General features: G+C 64.7%; 18 protein-coding genes and 1 pseudogene. 8 read left to right on the forward strand and 11 right to left on the reverse strand.

The window, feature by feature from the left end:
* Position 1 precedes the first annotated feature (1 nt).
* Together NE2_RS17075 and NE2_RS17080 are read right to left on the reverse strand one after the other, a co-directional pair.
* Positions 2-547: an MSMEG_0572/Sll0783 family nitrogen starvation response protein gene (locus NE2_RS17075; RefSeq protein ID WP_030515292.1), complete on the reverse strand. Its 546-nt coding sequence runs from the start codon at positions 545-547 to the stop codon at positions 2-4.
* 375 nt (positions 548-922) lie between these two features.
* Positions 923-1804, reverse strand: a complete 882-nt coding sequence (locus tag NE2_RS17080) for a sterol desaturase family protein (protein WP_063027331.1) — start codon at positions 1802-1804, stop codon at positions 923-925.
* Positions 1805-1880: 76 nt separating this feature from the next.
* Between NE2_RS17080 and NE2_RS17085 the strand changes: the two genes are divergently transcribed.
* Together NE2_RS17085 and NE2_RS17090 are read left to right on the forward strand one after the other, a co-directional pair.
* Positions 1881-2501, forward strand: a complete 621-nt coding sequence (locus NE2_RS17085; protein ID WP_063027333.1) for a TetR/AcrR family transcriptional regulator — start codon at positions 1881-1883, stop codon at positions 2499-2501.
* Between the two features lie 84 nt (positions 2502-2585).
* Entirely contained in the window at positions 2586-3344 is a 759-nt protein-coding gene (locus NE2_RS17090) for a histidine phosphatase family protein (protein ID WP_174553952.1), read from the forward strand.
* A 21-nt stretch (positions 3345-3365) separates the two neighbouring features.
* On the opposite strand, the gene NE2_RS17095 is transcribed toward NE2_RS17090, so the two are convergent.
* Positions 3366-3953: a TetR/AcrR family transcriptional regulator gene (locus NE2_RS17095; RefSeq protein ID WP_063027335.1), complete on the reverse strand. Its 588-nt coding sequence runs from the start codon at positions 3951-3953 to the stop codon at positions 3366-3368.
* Positions 3954-4039: 86 nt separating this feature from the next.
* On the opposite strand from NE2_RS17095, the gene NE2_RS37115 reads away from it, so the two are divergent.
* The 4 genes from NE2_RS37115 (at position 4040) to NE2_RS17120 (ending at position 8239) form a co-directional block, all read left to right on the forward strand.
* Complete coding sequence (locus tag NE2_RS37115; RefSeq protein WP_228816294.1) at positions 4040-4963, forward strand: nitroreductase/quinone reductase family protein; 924 nt, start codon at positions 4040-4042, stop codon at positions 4961-4963.
* Positions 4964-5004: 41 nt separating this feature from the next.
* Entirely contained in the window at positions 5005-5436 is a 432-nt protein-coding gene (locus tag NE2_RS17110; RefSeq protein ID WP_063027337.1) for a hypothetical protein, read from the forward strand.
* 211 nt (positions 5437-5647) lie between these two features.
* The gene (locus NE2_RS17115; RefSeq protein ID WP_063027339.1) at positions 5648-6820 is read left to right on the forward strand and encodes an aminoglycoside phosphotransferase family protein; all 1173 of its coding nucleotides are present in this window, start codon (positions 5648-5650) and stop codon (positions 6818-6820) included.
* 147 nt (positions 6821-6967) lie between these two features.
* Positions 6968-8239, forward strand: a complete 1272-nt coding sequence (locus NE2_RS17120; RefSeq protein ID WP_063017816.1) for a cytochrome P450 family protein — start codon at positions 6968-6970, stop codon at positions 8237-8239.
* Between the two features lie 33 nt (positions 8240-8272).
* Here the strand turns inward: NE2_RS17120 and NE2_RS17125 are convergent, their stop codons facing one another.
* The 5 genes from NE2_RS17125 to NE2_RS17145 all read right to left on the reverse strand — a co-directional run bounded on the left by NE2_RS17125 (position 8273) and on the right by NE2_RS17145 (position 11389).
* On the reverse strand, positions 8273-8596 hold the full coding sequence (locus NE2_RS17125) for a hypothetical protein (protein ID WP_063027341.1): 324 nt from the start codon (positions 8594-8596) through the stop codon (positions 8273-8275).
* Between the two features lie 12 nt (positions 8597-8608).
* Positions 8609-9004, reverse strand: a complete 396-nt coding sequence (locus NE2_RS17130) for a hypothetical protein (RefSeq protein ID WP_063027344.1) — start codon at positions 9002-9004, stop codon at positions 8609-8611.
* Positions 9005-10258 carry an amidase domain-containing protein gene (locus NE2_RS17135; RefSeq protein WP_063027346.1) on the reverse strand — a complete coding sequence of 418 codons (1254 nt, stop codon included), beginning with the start codon at positions 10256-10258 and terminating at the stop codon, positions 9005-9007.
* 117 nt (positions 10259-10375) lie between these two features.
* The gene (locus tag NE2_RS35735; protein WP_146165315.1) at positions 10376-10870 is read right to left on the reverse strand and encodes a hypothetical protein; all 495 of its coding nucleotides are present in this window, start codon (positions 10868-10870) and stop codon (positions 10376-10378) included.
* A gap of 264 nt (positions 10871-11134) precedes the next feature.
* A complete protein-coding gene (locus tag NE2_RS17145; RefSeq protein WP_063027349.1) occupies positions 11135-11389 on the reverse strand; it encodes a hypothetical protein in 255 nt (84 codons plus the stop codon).
* A gap of 106 nt (positions 11390-11495) precedes the next feature.
* Between NE2_RS17145 and NE2_RS17150 the strand changes: the two genes are divergently transcribed.
* Complete coding sequence (locus NE2_RS17150; RefSeq protein ID WP_063027351.1) at positions 11496-11888, forward strand: hypothetical protein; 393 nt, start codon at positions 11496-11498, stop codon at positions 11886-11888.
* Between the two features lie 84 nt (positions 11889-11972).
* On the opposite strand, the gene NE2_RS17155 is transcribed toward NE2_RS17150, so the two are convergent.
* Both NE2_RS17155 and NE2_RS17160 read right to left on the reverse strand, forming a co-directional pair.
* A complete protein-coding gene (locus NE2_RS17155) occupies positions 11973-12503 on the reverse strand; it encodes a DUF6188 family protein (protein WP_106958655.1) in 531 nt (176 codons plus the stop codon).
* 142 nt (positions 12504-12645) lie between these two features.
* Positions 12646-13329: pseudogene (locus NE2_RS17160) on the reverse strand (WXG100 family type VII secretion target); the annotation flags it as partial.
* A gap of 335 nt (positions 13330-13664) precedes the next feature.
* Between NE2_RS17160 and NE2_RS17165 the strand changes: the two are divergent.
* Entirely contained in the window at positions 13665-14492 is an 828-nt protein-coding gene (locus NE2_RS17165) for a DUF6585 family protein (protein WP_063027357.1), read from the forward strand.
* A 136-nt stretch (positions 14493-14628) separates the two neighbouring features.
* On the opposite strand, the gene NE2_RS17170 is transcribed toward NE2_RS17165, so the two are convergent.
* Complete coding sequence (locus tag NE2_RS17170; protein WP_063027359.1) at positions 14629-15891, reverse strand: lipase family protein; 1263 nt, start codon at positions 15889-15891, stop codon at positions 14629-14631.
* Between the last annotated feature and the right edge of the window lie 102 nt (positions 15892-15993).

The following is a 15993-nucleotide window of genomic DNA, read 5'->3' on the forward strand; positions in this document are numbered from 1 at the left end:
CCTACACCTGATAGGTGGAGTTGATGATCGCGCCCTTGCGTGCGTAGTAGATCAGCGCATCCTGCACATCCAGCGGATGTGCGGGAATGACACCTTCGATCAAATCCTCCTCACGCGCGCCGTGCAGAGCCAGACCGAAGCGGCAGGCGAATACCTTGCCGCCCTCCTTGATGAAGGTCGACAGCGCGTCGTTGATGTTCTGCTCACCCGGAAAACCGCTGTCCCCGGTGGTCGGGAATCCGCGGTTGGCGATGCAGTTGATCGCACCCGGCCCATAGAAGTAGATCGCCGACTCGAACCCCTTGCGCAGCGCCCGAGTCGCTTGCAGGACGGCCACGAAACTCACCGACGACTCGTGCGCGATCCCGTGCACCAGAGTGAAGTATGTTTCCCCGGCCTCGGCCTGATAGTCGGGAAAGATTTTGGTAGCGCCATAGATATTGGTGCCTTTCGGCAGCGCCGGATGCGGAATCTCGGACAGCGATTTCGCGATGTTCTCCTCGATCGCCTTGTCGATCTCGGAGGTGGTTTCGGTGGGTGCGGACATGCTTGTCTCCTGGGGAAGTGACGAGGACCGGTGAGGAATCGAGGTGATTCACCGATGGGTTCAGTTCACGCCCCAGGTGTTTCGTGATGGTCACATCCGGAGTAATACGACGTTGCCGGGTGTTCACCATCGACGATTATGGTCGAGTGCTGGTAATCCGTTGTCCGGCAACATGTCTCGCTGCGAATGGCATCCGGATACGTGGGATTCCGGAAGGCGGATGCCGTGCCGTGTAATCAACGTGCTGGGATTTCTCTCCCGCCGTTAACATTCGGCCGGCGTGGCACGAGCCGATGTGTAACAGGAGCGTCATCAGCGCGGCCGCCGGCCGGGCTCGGGGAGACGGTTGTCGCCCGGAATTCGATACCGACGCGGTCAGGCTTCGGGAATCCGATCGCCGATCTCGCGCGTGCGTGCGGCTCCGGGCTCCCACCCGGGCGGCCCGAACAAATACCCGGCCCATTCGCGAATCCGCTTGGTGGAGCGCAGATCCCGCCACAAGGCGCCGAATTCGTAGTACTGGAGCGTGAGGACGTTCGAGCTGTCGATGTTCTTCGTGAGTCCGTAGGTGGGGCGGAAGGTCTCCGCGCGGAAGGTGCCGAACATGCGGTCCCACAAAATCAGGATGCCGCCGTAATTACGGTCCAGATACTCCCGATCGCTGGCATGGTGCACGCGGTGATGGGACGGGGTGTTGAAGACGAATTCGAACCAGCGGGGGAGTTTTCCGATGGTCTCGGTGTGGACCCAGAACTGGTAGATGAGGTTGAACGACCAGGCCGTGAAGATCATCCACGGCGGCACGCCCAGGAGCGGCAGCGGAACCCAGGCCATTAGTTCGAACCACGGATTCCACTTCTGGCGCAGCGCGGTCGCGTAGTTGAAGTACCGGCTGTTGTGGTGCACCTGATGCGCCGCCCAGACCACCCGGACTCGATGCGCGAGGCGGTGATAGGCGTACCAGAGCAGATCCACCGCGAGCATGACTGCCAGCCACGACAGCGGGTTGCGCGGATCGACGTGCCAGGGGGCGTGCACATACAGCACGGCATAGCCGATGAGTGCGGCGAATTTCGCGGCACCGCTGACGAAGAGTGAGACGAAGCCCATGGTCAGGCTGGTCCGCGCGTCGGTCACGTCGTAGCCGGCGCGGTCCTCGGCGTGACCGCGCAGGGCGGCGATCTCCAGGACCATCGCGAGCACGAAGAACGGAACCGCGTAGGTCACCGGCTGGTTGATCTGTTCCCACAGGGTCATCGCAGGCACTCTCCGGAACGATTATATGACCCTACGGTCACTTCATTGAAAGTGACCGTAGGGTAAGTTCGGGCGCATGTCAACGGCCGCCGGACTCGGAACCAAGGGTATGCCCGCGCAGGACCGCCGCGAGGAGATCCTGATCGCCGCCATGCGGGAGTTCGCCGAACGCGGATTCGCCGCGGTCTCGATGGTGTCCATCGCCGGGCGCGCGGGCATCTCCAAGGCCCTGGTCTATCAGCACTTCACCTCGAAGGAACAGCTCTACGCGGAGTGCCTGACCGTGCTGGCCGACCCGCTCCTGGAGCGCCTCGACGACGAAATGGATCCCGCCACAGCCCCTTTCGCGATGCCCGGCAACGCCTTGCGCGGCCTCTTCGACACCCTCGGCCCCGACCGCACCGCCTGGCGGATCATCCACGACCCGACCGCACCGCCGACCGGTGCGGTGGCGGACCTGGTGCACGGCTACCGCACCCGGATCGCCGCACACGCCGACTCGGGCGTACGCCGGTTCCTCGACGCCCTGGGCGACACCGACGAACGCGATATCGAAGCACTCGCCGGCATCTGGACCGCCGCGGTAGACGCGGTAATGGCTTGGGCGCGAGCACATCCCGAGGAATCGGCCGCCGACCTGACCGCCCGCTTCACCCGTTTGATCGAGATCGTCTTCTCGATCGGAGCAACCCGCTGAAACGGCTCGTGTAGAACCATCGAACTCGGCGCGCCGAGCACGCGCATTCTGGTCGAAGTAGGGGACCGAAACAGGGAGGATCGGATGACGGCAAGGGGTCCGGACCCGACGAGTGCGGCTCCGGAAGACCGCTCGGCTGGGATTCCGCCGCGGTATCGCCTGCGCGACCTCTGGATCATCCGTCACGGCGAAAGCCGAGCCAATGCCGCGTTCAGCGCCGGCGCCGACGAGCCATTCCCCGGCAACGACTCCGATGTCGAGCTCTCGCCCACGGGGTACGAGCAAGCCGCCGAGCTCGGACGGTGGCTGGCCGGGCTGGACCCGGAGCGAGCGCCGCAGCTGGTGGTGTGCTCACCGTATCTGCGCGCGCAACAGACCTGGGCGGCCATGGCACGCACTGCCGAAGGCGCAGGCGCCATACCCACCGTGATCGACGAACGCTGCCGTGACCGCGAGATGGGAATCTTCGAACTCTTTCCGCCGCAAGCCATTCGACGCCGAGCGCCGCAGGAGTTCGAGCGCCGCGCCCGCCTCGGCGACTGGTTCTATCGGCCGCCGGGTGGGGAATCGCCGGCCGATGTCGCACTGCGGATGCGCGATCTGCTCACCGAACTCGACCGAACCACGGCCGAGCGGATTCTGATCGTCGCCCACGACGCGATCGTCGTCACCGCCGCACACGTCCTGGCCGGTGTGGGCGCGACGCCACCGGCTGATATGCCGCCGGTGCCGAACGCCTCGATCACGCACTGGCACAACGGCGAGCGCCATCTGCGGCTCGCCGCATGGGGCATCACGACATCCGCGCGCGACAAGACGATGCCGGGGACCACCGACGAGTGAGCGGCGAGACCACTCGCCCGTTCACGTGAACAGCCCGGCACGCGCGGCCGTCAGAGCCACCTTCGCGGCAGCGTCCGCGGTGCCGTCGTCCACCCGCTCTCCGGTGATCAGGACGCGGAAATAGATCGGCGCCACCAGCGTTTTGATCATCTCCGCCGGATCGGTGCCTTCGGGTAGCTCCCCGCGAGCGATCGCGCGCGTCACCACCGGCAGCGTGTGCCGAATCCGATCGCGAAAGACGTGGCGTGCGGAGTTCGGGGGTGCGGGCAGGCCCGCGGCGGTGGACACCAGCACGGCCAGAATGGCTCGCCCGGAGGCGCTGTCGGCCCAGGCGACGAGGCTGCGCGCCAGTGCGCGGAGATCCTCGTCGACCGAACCGGTGTCGGGAATGGGAATTTCCGCCGCGACACTCTCGGCCAGCGCCTCGGCGATCAGGCTGTCGCGGTCGGGCCACCGTCGGTAGACGGTGGTCTTGTGCACTCCGGTGCGCTGGGCGACGTTGTCGATCGTGAACGCGGCGTATCCGCGTTCGCTCAGCTCGTCGACGGCGGCGGCCAGCACGGCGGCGCGGACCTTCGGTCCACGTCCCAGAGGCGCGGACGAACTCATTGCAACTCCTAGTTGCGATATCGCGGACGGGCGGGCATGCTGACGATATCGCAACTCGATGTTGCGATATTCGGATGGGAGTCTCGATGCTGTCGAAACTTGTCCGGGGAGCCGCACTCCTGTTCCCCGGTCTGCTGGCCGGAGCGTTCGGCTACGGCGCCGTCAATGTGCTGTACGCGTTTCGTGAAGTGCCCCTCGAGGTCCGGTTCACGTTCCATGTCGCGCTCATGCGAGTCAACGGCCCGGTCATGCAATCGCTGATGGCGCTGGCGGTGCTCGGTACCTTGGTGCTCGCGGTGCGATCGCGGGGAGGGCAGCGTCGGATCGCCGCGAGCGCCACGGTGCTGGTATTGCTCTCCTTCCTGGTGACGCGATTCGGGAACGTGCCGATCAACCAGCAGATCAAACGGTGGGCGGTGGGCACTCCGCCGGCGAATTACGCCGATATCCTGCGACGCTGGGAACTGTTCCATTTCACCCGAACCGGTTGCGCCGTAGCCGCATTCGTTCTGGTGATCGTCGCGGTGGTCGGATTCACCGCGGCCGACGACGGCATCGGCCGGAAGGGCAATCCGCGTCGGTCGCCCTCGCGGCGCGACTTCCGCAATCGCATCGTCATCACCGCTCATCGCATCGGCCTGCCGTTCGGCCCCATCCACCTGCTCACCGTTGCGGGTCGTTCGACGGGAATTCCCCGGACCACGCCCGTCGACCCGATACAGCTCGACGGCGACCGGTACCTCGTGCAGGCCTATCCGAACGCCGAATGGGTCGAGAATGCCCGCGCGGCAGGACGCGGTGTGCTCGCTCGCGGCCGGAAATCCCGGATCGTGAATCTGATCGAAGTGCCCGAACCGCGGCGCCAACCGGTGCTGCGTGCGTTTCCTGTTCAAAATCCCAGGGGCGCACAAGCTTTCGTCAGGAATGGCCTGGTCGAATCCGGCTCGCCGGACAGCTTCGCGGACGCGGCGAGCCGCTGCGCCGTCTTTCGCGTCGAGCCGGTCTCCTGAGGCCGAATGTCGTCGCCGGTGCCGTATTCGGAGAGGAACCAATGATCCGCACGTCGTTTACGCCCGTCACCGGGCAAGCCCTGGGAGTCGTTGCCGACGGTACCGTCAAAATAGTGCTCGCCGCCGCCTACATCATCGGCGCCGAATCGCTGAGTCATCGACTCGGTGTCGCCACCCGGCTCATGATCGCCTGCGCCGCAGCCCTGCTCATCGCAGGCGCCAGTGAATTCGCATACCTGCGCAGCCGCCCGATGAGCACATATATGCGGCTCATGATCGGCTACGACACCGGCTGGACGGTTGTCACCCTCGTCGCGCTGCTGCTGGCATCGCAGGGGGGCGGAACGGCCGGCGAACTCTGGATCGGTTATCAGACACTCGCGCCCCTCGTCTTCGCGGCTCTGCTCGGGGCGGCAGGCGACCGGAAATCCGAATCCGATCAGGTCGGCGCCGGCAACTCCGGCTCCGCATGATCGCTTTCTGGCGTGCGCTCCGTCGCTGGAGAAGAGCCGCATCTCAAACCCGACTCGTCCGTATGTACTGATGAGTAATGACGGCTTCGGTAATTCATTGTCTTACAACGCTTTCGGCTGATGTAAGGTACTGTGCCTCTGGCGCCGCGATCGGTGGAGGCGCCGGATCGCTCGGATAATCGTTGTCTTACAGTGGAATCGAGATACGTGCGTGAATCACAAGCTCTGGTTGCTCGGTCGTTCTGTCACCGTCGGGACCCGGATGCTGGGCGAGAAGATTCACGGACCCAGATTGCGCTCCCTCGCCGACGTGCCGATCTCCGGTGACAAAATCACCCCCGAATGGCTGACCGCGGTGCTGTGCCGCGATGTTCCCGGGGCCGAGGTGTCGGGCTTCGAGACGTCCAACGGCAGCAGCGGCACCTCGACGAGGGTGGCGATCCGGGTCGAATACAACGATGTGGGGACCCAGGCACAGTTGCCGACGCGCTTGTTCGCCAAGACCACCACCAGTTTCAGCCAGCGGATCCTGCTGGGCGGCGGAAAGATGATCGACGGGGAAACCCGGTTCTTCCGCGACTTCCGCCCCGCCGTCGACATCGAGGCGCCGATCGGATACTGGGGCGCGTCCGACCCGGCCTCGTGGCGGTCGATCGCCCTGATGGAGGACATCGCCGCGACCCGCGGCGCCGTCTTCAGCGAGCCCACCGCCTCGATCACCCGCGAGCAAGCCGAGGATCTGGTCCGCAATCTCGCCCGCCTGCACGGCACCTTCTGGGAATCCGAGGCGATCGACGTCCTCAACACCCCGGCGTACATGCTCGACGTGTATCTGTCCGCGATCGATATGAAGAAGCGGTGCGAAGTGGGACTTCGCCGCGCGGAGGAGGTCGTTCCGCCCGCCCTGCACGGCAGCAGCGAGCGGCTGTGGGCCGGTGTCGAGCGGGCGGTCACCATCGCGACCGAAGAGGTTCCGCCGACGCTGCTGCACGGCGATCCCCACATCGGACAGACCTACCGCACGAGCGCCGGCCGCATGGGTTTCGTGGACTGGCAGGTCGTGATGCGGGGCGGATGGGCACACGATTTCGCCTACACCGTCAATTCCGGATGCGAGCCGGAAGACCGCCGACTATGGGACAGGGACCTGCTGGCGGCCTACCTGGACGAACTGGGAGAGGCCGGCGGTAAGCCCCCGGCCTTCGAGGACGCCTGGTTGCTCTACCGGCAGCAGTCGCTGTTCGCCTACGCCGCATGGGCTTTCACCATCGGGCGTGCGAGTTATCAGCCCAAGATGCAGTCGAACGAAACCTGCCTGACCCTGTTACGGCGCATCACCACGGCCATCGACGACAACGATTCGCTGGGCGCCCTCGGCGTCTGAGCACCAACGCTTTACCACGAATGATCATCGTGCTGCCGATGGTCGTCCCGGCCAGGGTCGTCCGGTACGACTACCGCAGCCTTCGACGCGCGCGACATCGCGTCATGCAGTTCGACGCAGCGTGCGATACGACAACTGGAGTGGTTGATGACTACGTCGCAGTTCCCGACCCGCCCGACGATGTGTCCCGTCGCCCACGGCTCTCCGACGAGTTCCGACGGCCCGCGAGTCCCCTTGTTCACCCCGGATTTCTCCGACGACCCGCACCGCGTCTACCGCGAAATGCGCAGCAGATACGGCTCGCTCGCGCCCGTCGAACTGGCGCCGGGTGTGCCCGCGACGCTGGTGATCGGCTACCGCACCGCGGTACGAATTCTCAACGACCCCGAACACTTTCCCGCAGATCCACGCGTGTGGCAGCAGACCGTGCCCTCGGATTGCCCGATTCTCCCGCTGCTGGAATGGCGCCCCATGGCCAGCAGAAGTTCCGGTGCCGATTTCCACCGCTACCGTGAGGCCATCACCGCCGGTATCGACGCCGTCGACCTGCACTCGCTGCGCGCGGCGGTCGAGAAGGCCACGCTTCCCCTGATCAACAGCTTCTGCCAGGACGGCAAGGCGGAACTGATCACCCAGTACATCTACCCCCTCGCGTTCGAACTCGTGAACGTGATGCTCGGTTGCCCGCCCGAGATCGGCGCGCAGGTCGCGGCCGGTACGGCCAAACTGCTCGAAGGCGTCGACGCCGAACAGGGCAACCGCATCCTCGGCGAGGCGCTGATGAGTCTGGTGCGCCTCAAACGAGCCACCCCGAGCAACGACATCACCTCGGTCCTGCAACAACACCCGGCCGCCCTCGACGACACCGAGGTCTCCCACCACGTCTCCCAGATCTACGGCACCGGAATAGAATTCGAGCTGAACCTCATCGCCAACACGTTGCTGCTGGTCCTCACCGACAACCGTTTCGGCGGCAGTGTGCTCGGCGGCAATCTCTCCTCCCGCGACGCGGTCGACGAGGTGTTGTTCAACGACCCGCCGCTGGCGAACCTCCTGATCACCTACCCGCGCCAGCCGATGCTGATCGACGACGTCTGGCTACCCGCCAATCAGCCGGTTGTCATCAGCATGGCCGCCTGCAACAACGACCCCGTGATTCGCAGCGACGATATGACGGGCAACCGCTCCCACCTGGCCTGGGGCATCGGCCCACACGCCTGCCCCGCGCAGTCGATCGCGTATCTGATCGCCCAGGAAGCGATCGACCAACTCCTCGACGCCCTCCCCGAAATCGAGCTCGCAACGGATGCGCCGAGCTGGCGACCGGGCCCGTTCCACCGGGCCTTGACGGCCCTGCCGGTGACATTCCCGCGGACCGAACCGCTGAATTTGAACAACAAGCCGGCAATGCCGGGGTGAGAGCCGAGCAGGTCGAGGATCGCGCGACCACTGCTATTCGGACATGGAGTCCACGGCCTTCCCGATTCGACCGAGACTGGTCGCATACCGTTCGTCGACGCTGGTTCGCGCGCTGACGACCTCGACGATCCTCTTTCCGATGCTCTCGAGTTCCGCCAGGCTGGACAGAATGTCCTGTTTCCGCGCCGACGCGAAATCGACGAGCGCCGGTCCGCTCTGCCAGCCTTCGTTCGCTTGCCGTGCCGGTTCGATCTCATCGAATTGTTGTTCGAGCCGGGTTCGGGATTCATTGCTGTTGGTGGAGATGTCCACCCCGGCCTGTTGCGCGGTGGCGGGGTCGATGCAGACGTCTGTCATGGTGAAGCCCTGTCAGAAGAACGCTTCGCACGGATGGTAGCGAGGCGAGATCGGTTCGTCGGTATTCGATTGCAGCAGTGCGGATCCCACGACCAAGGCGTAACCGACGCTGATGATCACCGCCGACGCCGCGACGACAATCGCGAGGACCTTCCCCGGGGTCGAGGAGAATCGCGCAGCGGCGACGATGAACACCACTGCTGCTGCGGCGGCACAGATCAAGAGGACCGTCCCGGCCCAGCTCGAGGCGGTGGCAGCCGTCGGAACGGGAATGCTTCGCGCACAATGCGATTCGAGAAGAGCGTCCGTCCGCTCCGCGAGTCTGTGATCGGCCACCACCAGTAGGAGAACGGCAGATGCGAAGCAGGCGAGGAAGATCGCGGCGGACACGATCGCGGGGCGTTTCAACTACCAGGTCTCCTTCGGCCGAATGATCCGGACGTTCTGTGTGCCGCCGTCCTGATTCGAGAATCCGATCCGGTCGGTCAGGCTGAAGTCCTTCCCGTTGGTGGTGTGCTGGGAGTAGAGGATGTCGCCGTTGGGAAGCACCGCGGTGACCACCGCCGTGTGGTGCGCTTCGCCCGGCTTGTAGTCGCCGACGTTCTGCGTGTGCTCCCAGTAGACGAGATCACCGGGTTTCGCGCCGGCGGTCCCGACCTCCTCCGCCCCATTGTTCAGGAAGAAGTTCTTCTGCTTCTCGGCATTGAACCAGGTATCGCTGTGGCTCAGTCCCTGCAGGGAACCGGGCCCCGGCGGGTCGAAGTTGATTCCCGCGGCGCGGCTGCGGTTCCAGCCGTCCGAATCGGTGGTCAGGGTGCCTTTGTAGTCGAGGCCGGCCGAGGCGAGGGTGGTGGAAACGAAGTTCGCGCAATTGTTCTGGAATTTGTCGATCGAGGTATCGTTCGCGTGGTCGCGAGCGAACTGCACCGCCTTCACAGCGTTGTAGCCGTTGGAGCCCTCGAGCTCATTCTTCACGCCGTCGGGAATTCCCGTGAGGTCGTGAAGTTCCACCGGCACCGCCAACATGAGTTGCTTGCGCCGATCGACGGCCAGCGAGTCCCACCATGCCTTCACCACATCTGGGGGCTGGCCCTGCGGCAGGGTCTCGCGAATGGCGTCGAGCGCGTCGGCCACCGCCGCTGACTGCTGTTTCAGCGCATCGTCGAGCGAGCTGGTGTCGACGTTGATATTCAGTTTGCGCAGCGCGCCGGCGACTTCCTGGTCGGCACGATCCGCCGCATCGATCGCATCCTCGAGCAGCGCGTTGTACCGCCGGCAGTCATCCGCCGCGGTCTCCGGATCGTGATGCCCGGCAGGGACGACCAGAACGTCGCCGTCGAGCTCCAGGCCCGCAACGGTTCCCGCTGTGATCGCCGAACTCGCCTGTGCCTGCGCGATTCGAGCCGCATCTTCCAACGTGTCCAGCGTGGTGACGGCACCTCGCAGCAGGACGCCGATCTCCTCCAGCTTTCCCGTGACATCGGAGATCCGCCCGCGCACGAGTTCACCCAGATAGTCGGTCCAGGATTCCTCTAGCCGCCGCGATCCGTTGGCATGGATCTCGGCGACGGCCTCCTCGCAGTCCTTGGCCGCCGCCAGCAGATCGTCCGCCGCGGCCTGCCAGCTGCCCGGATTGGCATACCGAAGTTGATGCAGATCCATGACCGTCCCCCCGTACCTTCGATGGTGGTCTGAGGGTAGTCAAAACGCCAAAAACGGGCAAATGGAACAAATTTGGTGAGGTGGCGACCTCGGCTGGACGAACCGCGCGCCGCCGGGCTATTTGCGGTGTCGGCCGGTATACCCCTCGGTCGACGGAGAATTCTCGCGGCTGTTGGCCTCGCCGCCGGAGCCATCCGCCGCACCTTTGCCGATCCGGCGCGGTTTGGCGATCCGCCGGATGCCGGCGGCGGGGGCAGCTTCACCAGCTCGTTTCCGCCGAAGTTCGTCCAGATCGACGACGCTCGCATCCTGGTCGCCGGGGCAGGCGTCATCCGCCGCAGGGCTCGAATCGCCCACCGCGGGTCCGTGCCACGCCGCAGCGGGATTCACCGGCCATGCCCCGGTCTCCCGCTGCAATTCCGATCGCATGACGGGTCTGGTCGGCGGCGGATCGTTGACGCGGCTGCCCTCCGAACGCCACGTCTTGCGGGCGGGTTGGGCAGCGTCCTGCGCCACCCGCCGGGGACGCCGGGGCAGCTGGACAACCTTGGGCGCGCCCGCTCCGGTGTCCTTCGGTGCGGATCGCGATCCCGGTACTTCCTGGTCAGACATCGAATTACCGGACGACGAGCGCCGCTGTCCCGGTCGCGGCGCCGGTCAGGTCGCCGAGTCGATGTCCACTTCTGTGGCTGATGGTGGTGCTCACGTCCCTATTGTCTCAGAGTGTCGCGGGTGGGAGCGAGGTCGGTGCGGTCGGGCGCGTGATGCTGTCGAACCGGCGTCGATCGGCGGGTGGCCGGCGGACCGCTGATGTGGTTCCGCGGGCCGGGCTCGAGGTGGTGATGAGCCGTCGATCCGAATCATCGGAATCCGTAATCAGAGGCAGTGCGCGGGCGGAGCCGGGCTCCAGCTGCCGATGCAGCCTGCGCCGATATACGCGAGGAGATCGATCACGGTCGAGCCGGTTTGCAGGACGACGGGTGAGGTCGCGGTGATCTGGTCAGTGTTGCTGTACTCCAAGGGGATTCCGGTTTCTGCGCCGGCGATGCCCGCGGGAGCGATACCGAAGGCGGCGACTGCGACGGCGAGGACGGCAAGCCGTTTCATGGTGTTCCTCTCGAACAACTGCATCAGGTTTCAGCGTTCGAGCCACCATAGTGTGAAGTGATCATGTTTCGGAGTGGATGGGGGGCTTTGCGCAGATAGGCGGACCGGCTGCTTGCGAGTTTGAAGCGCTGTGGGGGATGAGCCGCAACCCAGCGGGCTGCTGTACGCCCTGGTAGCCGCCGGTGCATCAGTCCCGGAAGAAGTCAGTTGCCTGGGCGGCTGCGAGGACGGCGTCCCGATCCGCAAACTGTCCTTCGGATTCTTCACCGCCGACAACGATTTCACCCAGGCTCCGGTCTACGCCGCGCACCTCCAGTGGCGCGGGACCATCGGCTGTAGCAACGACGCCGCCACCGAATCCGGCCCCGAAGTAGCGGAAGGCTACCGGTATTCCTGCGAGCAGGGCGCCAACGTCGTCTGGCGCAAATACAAAGCAGGCAGCCATGATTGGCCGAGCGGCGACCGCGGCGCGGATGTGCGTAACCGTATGTGGCAACTGTTCCAGAACCATTCGCTACCATGACGCTGAGGTGGGCGGCGGAACCTGTTGCGTGCCAACAAGATCAAGCTGGTCAACGCTCACCGGCCCAGCGGGGACTCCTGGTAATCAATCGTTGATATCGTCCGATTCGGGGTTGTCTTTCAGGTGCTCCGGCCGTCCTGGCCAATGAGGTGGAGTGACAGGCTGTCCCGTCCACGCATCCAGTGGCTGAATTTCGAAGATGGAGCGGTCCGCGATTCCCGCGGTATTCCACACGGTTCGATCTTCGAACTGGACCTCAGGAGCGAAATCTTGCCGGTCGCCGTCGACGAACACAATCCACCCATTCTTGAACCCCAGGCGAACCGCTCCGGTCTTGAAGAACACGGCCGAAACAATCCTCGCCCCTAGGAATTCCTCAACCTCAGCGCGGTTCCAATGATCGATTCGATGTCTGTCGGGGGAGTCCTTGGCGAGGGACCGAGCGGACAGTTCGGTGTCGTAACCGACCAACACGCGGAAATGGTTGTCGTCCAAGACGAGTTCGAGGTGGTCCGTTTTCCACTCTATCCTGGTGACGGTTCTTCCGCGTAGAGGCTTGAACAGCCAACGATCCTCGTGCTCAACGATGGCCCGAGGTGCCTCATCGGCTCCCATCAATCCTCCAGTCGGAGTGGATCCGCTGGCTTTGTGCGGCAGGTACGGCCGAGCGGTGACCGGGGCGCGGACGTGCGAAACCGCATGTGGCAATTGTCCCGGAACCACCCGCTACCGTCCCAGCTGCGCGGGTTCGATCCATCTATTGCGAGTTCTCGAAGCGATCCCAGCGAGCAAGGTCTTCCAGAATGGGGCCGGAGTCCGGCACGCGAAACCACCACCATTTACGCGTGCTCGGATCAACCTTGGCAACCGCGGACATACGCTTTCCTGAATCCTCGACCGTGATAGACCGGTATCGGTTATCGGTCGCGGATGCGTATCTCGTGACCTTGTCGGCCAGCGGTGGGGACAGGACGTCGATCGCTGTGTCCAGGTAGTCGCGTATGGTCAAGGCTGCGCAGAAGTCGTATTCGTTCCAGACGCTGCGATCGGACCAAGGCAATGACCTGTCGTTGTCGATTTTCTTGATATGCGCGGCCCAGGAATCGGCTGAACGGATCGCATCACGCCGCTCGCCCGACGCAAGCGTGACCGCGTGATTGATCAGCTCCGCACGTTCGGTCTCGGAAAACTGAACAGCTCCACCGTTGTTGATCTCTGTCACGACCTCCTCATAGTTCTCCGCCATCGTCGCCAATGCCTCGAATATCTGGCGCCCGCCGTCGTGCACATCCGTCCAACCTTCGGAGAACTCGTCGGCGTAGTCGCCGGTCCAACTGCGGTTCAGTAGTTCGGCGACGTCCTTGGCCGCGGAATCCAAGGCTTGGGACAAGGTGTCGGCCAGCCCGTAGATGTATGTCCCGACGTCGCGCACCCGTTCCGGGACAACCGAAAATCCCTGGCCAGGTGCTGAAACGTTCCCCCGCTATCGCTCATAGAGCGATGCTAACGTTCCGTCGACCGGCCGTCCATCGCGATGATGTGTGAGCAAAGTCGGGAAATGGCCAGGTCACCGCCAATTCGCTCGTGGGACCTCGGGTCGTGGAACGATGATCGGGTCCGCTGCCAAGACGGAACGACGTGCCGCGGGTGAGGTGCTGCGGCTCCCATCGACGGAGTCAGCTGAGGCCGAGATCCGTGACCCCCGCCTGCCGCGAGGACACGTCGCCCATCGGATAGCCTTGCAGCCGAGCGCAATACATCTATCGAGGGGGCGAGGTGTCCGATACGGCTGTCCGGGATCGCGAAGATCCGCAATTGCTGGCACAGATCGAACGAGCCGCAGCGCAAGCGGATCTCGGCGCACATCGTTCCGCTCATGCGGCCATGCATCCGGAACACCGTAAGAACATGCAGTTCCTCGGTATCGCTACCCCAGTCCTCGTCGTGGCGACCGTGATCGGCATTGCGGTAAACGGCAATTGGTGGTTTCTCACCGCGATCTTCGCCGTAGGGTTCGCGTTGGCTCTGGTGGGAAACGTAATCAAGAGTCGGCCGTACTACGACAAGAATCGTGGCGTCCGACTCGATCTCTACACCCGAGGTCTGATCTACACGCAGGCAAGTGGGCTGCGTGTCGTTCGGTACGACCGGACCTCGCTGTTGCACGCAACGACTGATTATCACCGCGTCGGTGAGATGCGCGTGGTGCGAACCGCATATCGCTACGACCTCGTCGATCTCGATGGTTCGGAATTCCGGATGGACGGCATCCTGGCGAACCCCCAGGATTGGAGCCGTGCGATTCAGGACGGTGTCTTCGAGGCCCAGGCGCCTTCGACCTGGGCCGCGCTCGAGGCAGGAAGTCGAGTGGAGTTCGGTGACGTGTGGATGACACGGACCGAGCTGGGCTACCGAGGAAAGCCCATACCCTGGAGCTTGATCCGGCGAGTTTCGGTTCAGAAGGGCGTAGTCGTCGTCGATGTCGCCGGAGGCGGTTTGATCCCGCCGACAGTCGCCGTCAGCCGAATCCGCAACTTCGGCGTGTTCTTCGCGTTGGCCGAGCGTCTGTGCGCAATGTCCGGCCACGAAAGCCCGACTCGCTGAACGTTATCGGTTCCCTGTCGGCCGCGCCGGGTTTGTGATCGACGCGCAATTCCCGTCGCGGGCGCATGGGGCCAGGAATCGTACTCGTCCGGCGTACATCGGGTCGCGATATAGCAGGGTTCAGAGACACCCCGCATCAGGCGCAGTGCGGCGCAGGTGCGTCGTTGAAACGGTCGATCATCCACGCGGCGGCTGTCGGGACGTTGGCGAACTCGGGAATCCCATGGCCGACAGCGGTTCCCGGGACGAGCGGTGGCAGCTCGATGGTATCGAGGGTGACCGGAACCCCGCGCGAACACCAGGTTTGCGCGAGGTCGTGCACGCGACTGTAGGGGACCGCGTCGTCATTGACGTTGGCGGCGAGCAGGACTGGTGAGGCGGGGGTGAGGTTTCCGACCGCCTGTTCTTCGACGATGCGTCGCCCGACCGGGTCGCCGACGACCGCCGCGCCCAGCGATTCGCCGGTGGTGGTCCATTGCGAGGTGTGCTGGAACGAGTAGCTCAGCAAGGTTTCCGCGACGCACTGGTTGGCCGTGTTGCGCATCATGGCCCGGCCCTGATCGTTGAGGACACGGTCGAGCACGGGTTGGATCTCCGGGTTGGTGCGCAAGGCGCCGTTGAGGAAATAGCCGACGGCTCCGATCAGGGTGCTTCCTTCGGCTCGGGCCAGGGTGTCGTCGAGTTTGACCGGCGGGGCGCCGGCGTAGGTGCCCTTCATGTTCAACTCCGGTGCGTAGGTCGGCTGGAGCTCCGCGGCGGCCGCGGCGGCGTGGCCGCCTTGGGAATAGCCCCAGAACCCAACCGGCCCTCGCGAACTCAATGAGGTTCCCGGCAGGCGCTGCGCCGCACGTGCCGCGTCGATTACCGCACGCGCCGAGGCGGTGCGGTTGCCGTAGGGGTGGGGTCCCGGCGTTCCGAGGCCCACGTAATCGGTGAAGACGACCGCGATCCCTTGTGCCAGTAGATAATCGACGGCCAGCTGTTCGTAGGCGATCGACATGTCGAACGGTGGGCGGTAGTTCAGCACCGACTGCATCGCGATCGACGGCGCGCACTGGCGCCCCTCGCCGATCGTTCCCGAGGCCAGCGACACCAAAGGCCGCGGCCCCGTGCCCGGCCACCGAGTGCTGGGCTCGAAATATGTGCCGGTCACAGCGATCGCGCGACCGGCGTCGTCGACGCTGCGATACATGATGCGCCGCGCCGAGCCGGGGAAAGTGCCCGTCGGCGAGGGGGCCGACAGAACCGGGGTGAAGGGCTGTTCGCGGATCACATCGCCTGCCGCTTCACCGGGCAAGACCGCAGGCGGATCGTAGAACGCCCCCCACGAACCGGACGGCGCGGGCACATCGGCGGGGCTTGCCGAGCCGTGCGGCGTGCCGACTCCGGTGAACAACATCCCAAGCGCCGTTATCAGCGCTGCCGAACAGGTCCGGACACTGCGTCCCATTGCGTATTGCTCCATCCCGTCGACCCCCACAACAGCTCCTCGGTAGTGACC

The organism is Nocardia elegans NBRC 108235 (genome assembly GCF_001612845.1).
Lineage (GTDB): Bacteria > Actinomycetota > Actinomycetes > Mycobacteriales > Mycobacteriaceae > Nocardia > Nocardia nova.

What these genes read in the sequence shown, in the direction of transcription:
- NE2_RS17080 (WP_063027331.1), bottom strand. Translation starts at nt 1,804, where the DNA reads ATGACCCTGTGGGAACAGATCAACCAGCCGGTGACCTACGCGGTTCCG.
- NE2_RS17085 (WP_063027333.1), top strand. Translation starts at nt 1,881, where the DNA reads ATGTCAACGGCCGCCGGACTCGGAACCAAGGGTATGCCCGCGCAGGAC.
- NE2_RS17075 (WP_030515292.1), bottom strand. Translation starts at nt 547, where the DNA reads ATGTCCGCACCCACCGAAACCACCTCCGAGATCGACAAGGCGATCGAG.
- NE2_RS17125 (WP_063027341.1), bottom strand. Translation starts at nt 8,596, where the DNA reads ATGACAGACGTCTGCATCGACCCCGCCACCGCGCAACAGGCCGGGGTG.
- NE2_RS17090 (WP_174553952.1), top strand. Translation starts at nt 2,586, where the DNA reads ATGACGGCAAGGGGTCCGGACCCGACGAGTGCGGCTCCGGAAGACCGC.
- NE2_RS17155 (WP_106958655.1), bottom strand. Translation starts at nt 12,503, where the DNA reads ATGGGAGCCGATGAGGCACCTCGGGCCATCGTTGAGCACGAGGATCGT.
- NE2_RS37115 (WP_228816294.1), top strand. Translation starts at nt 4,040, where the DNA reads ATGCTGTCGAAACTTGTCCGGGGAGCCGCACTCCTGTTCCCCGGTCTG.
- NE2_RS17170 (WP_063027359.1), bottom strand. Translation starts at nt 15,891, where the DNA reads ATGTTGTTCACCGGAGTCGGCACGCCGCACGGCTCGGCAAGCCCCGCC.
- NE2_RS17120 (WP_063017816.1), top strand. Translation starts at nt 6,968, where the DNA reads ATGACTACGTCGCAGTTCCCGACCCGCCCGACGATGTGTCCCGTCGCC.
- NE2_RS17135 (WP_063027346.1), bottom strand. Translation starts at nt 10,258, where the DNA reads ATGGATCTGCATCAACTTCGGTATGCCAATCCGGGCAGCTGGCAGGCC.
- NE2_RS17145 (WP_063027349.1), bottom strand. Translation starts at nt 11,389, where the DNA reads ATGCAGTTGTTCGAGAGGAACACCATGAAACGGCTTGCCGTCCTCGCC.
- NE2_RS35735 (WP_146165315.1), bottom strand. Translation starts at nt 10,870, where the DNA reads ATGTCTGACCAGGAAGTACCGGGATCGCGATCCGCACCGAAGGACACC.
- NE2_RS17095 (WP_063027335.1), bottom strand. Translation starts at nt 3,953, where the DNA reads ATGAGTTCGTCCGCGCCTCTGGGACGTGGACCGAAGGTCCGCGCCGCC.
- NE2_RS17110 (WP_063027337.1), top strand. Translation starts at nt 5,005, where the DNA reads ATGATCCGCACGTCGTTTACGCCCGTCACCGGGCAAGCCCTGGGAGTC.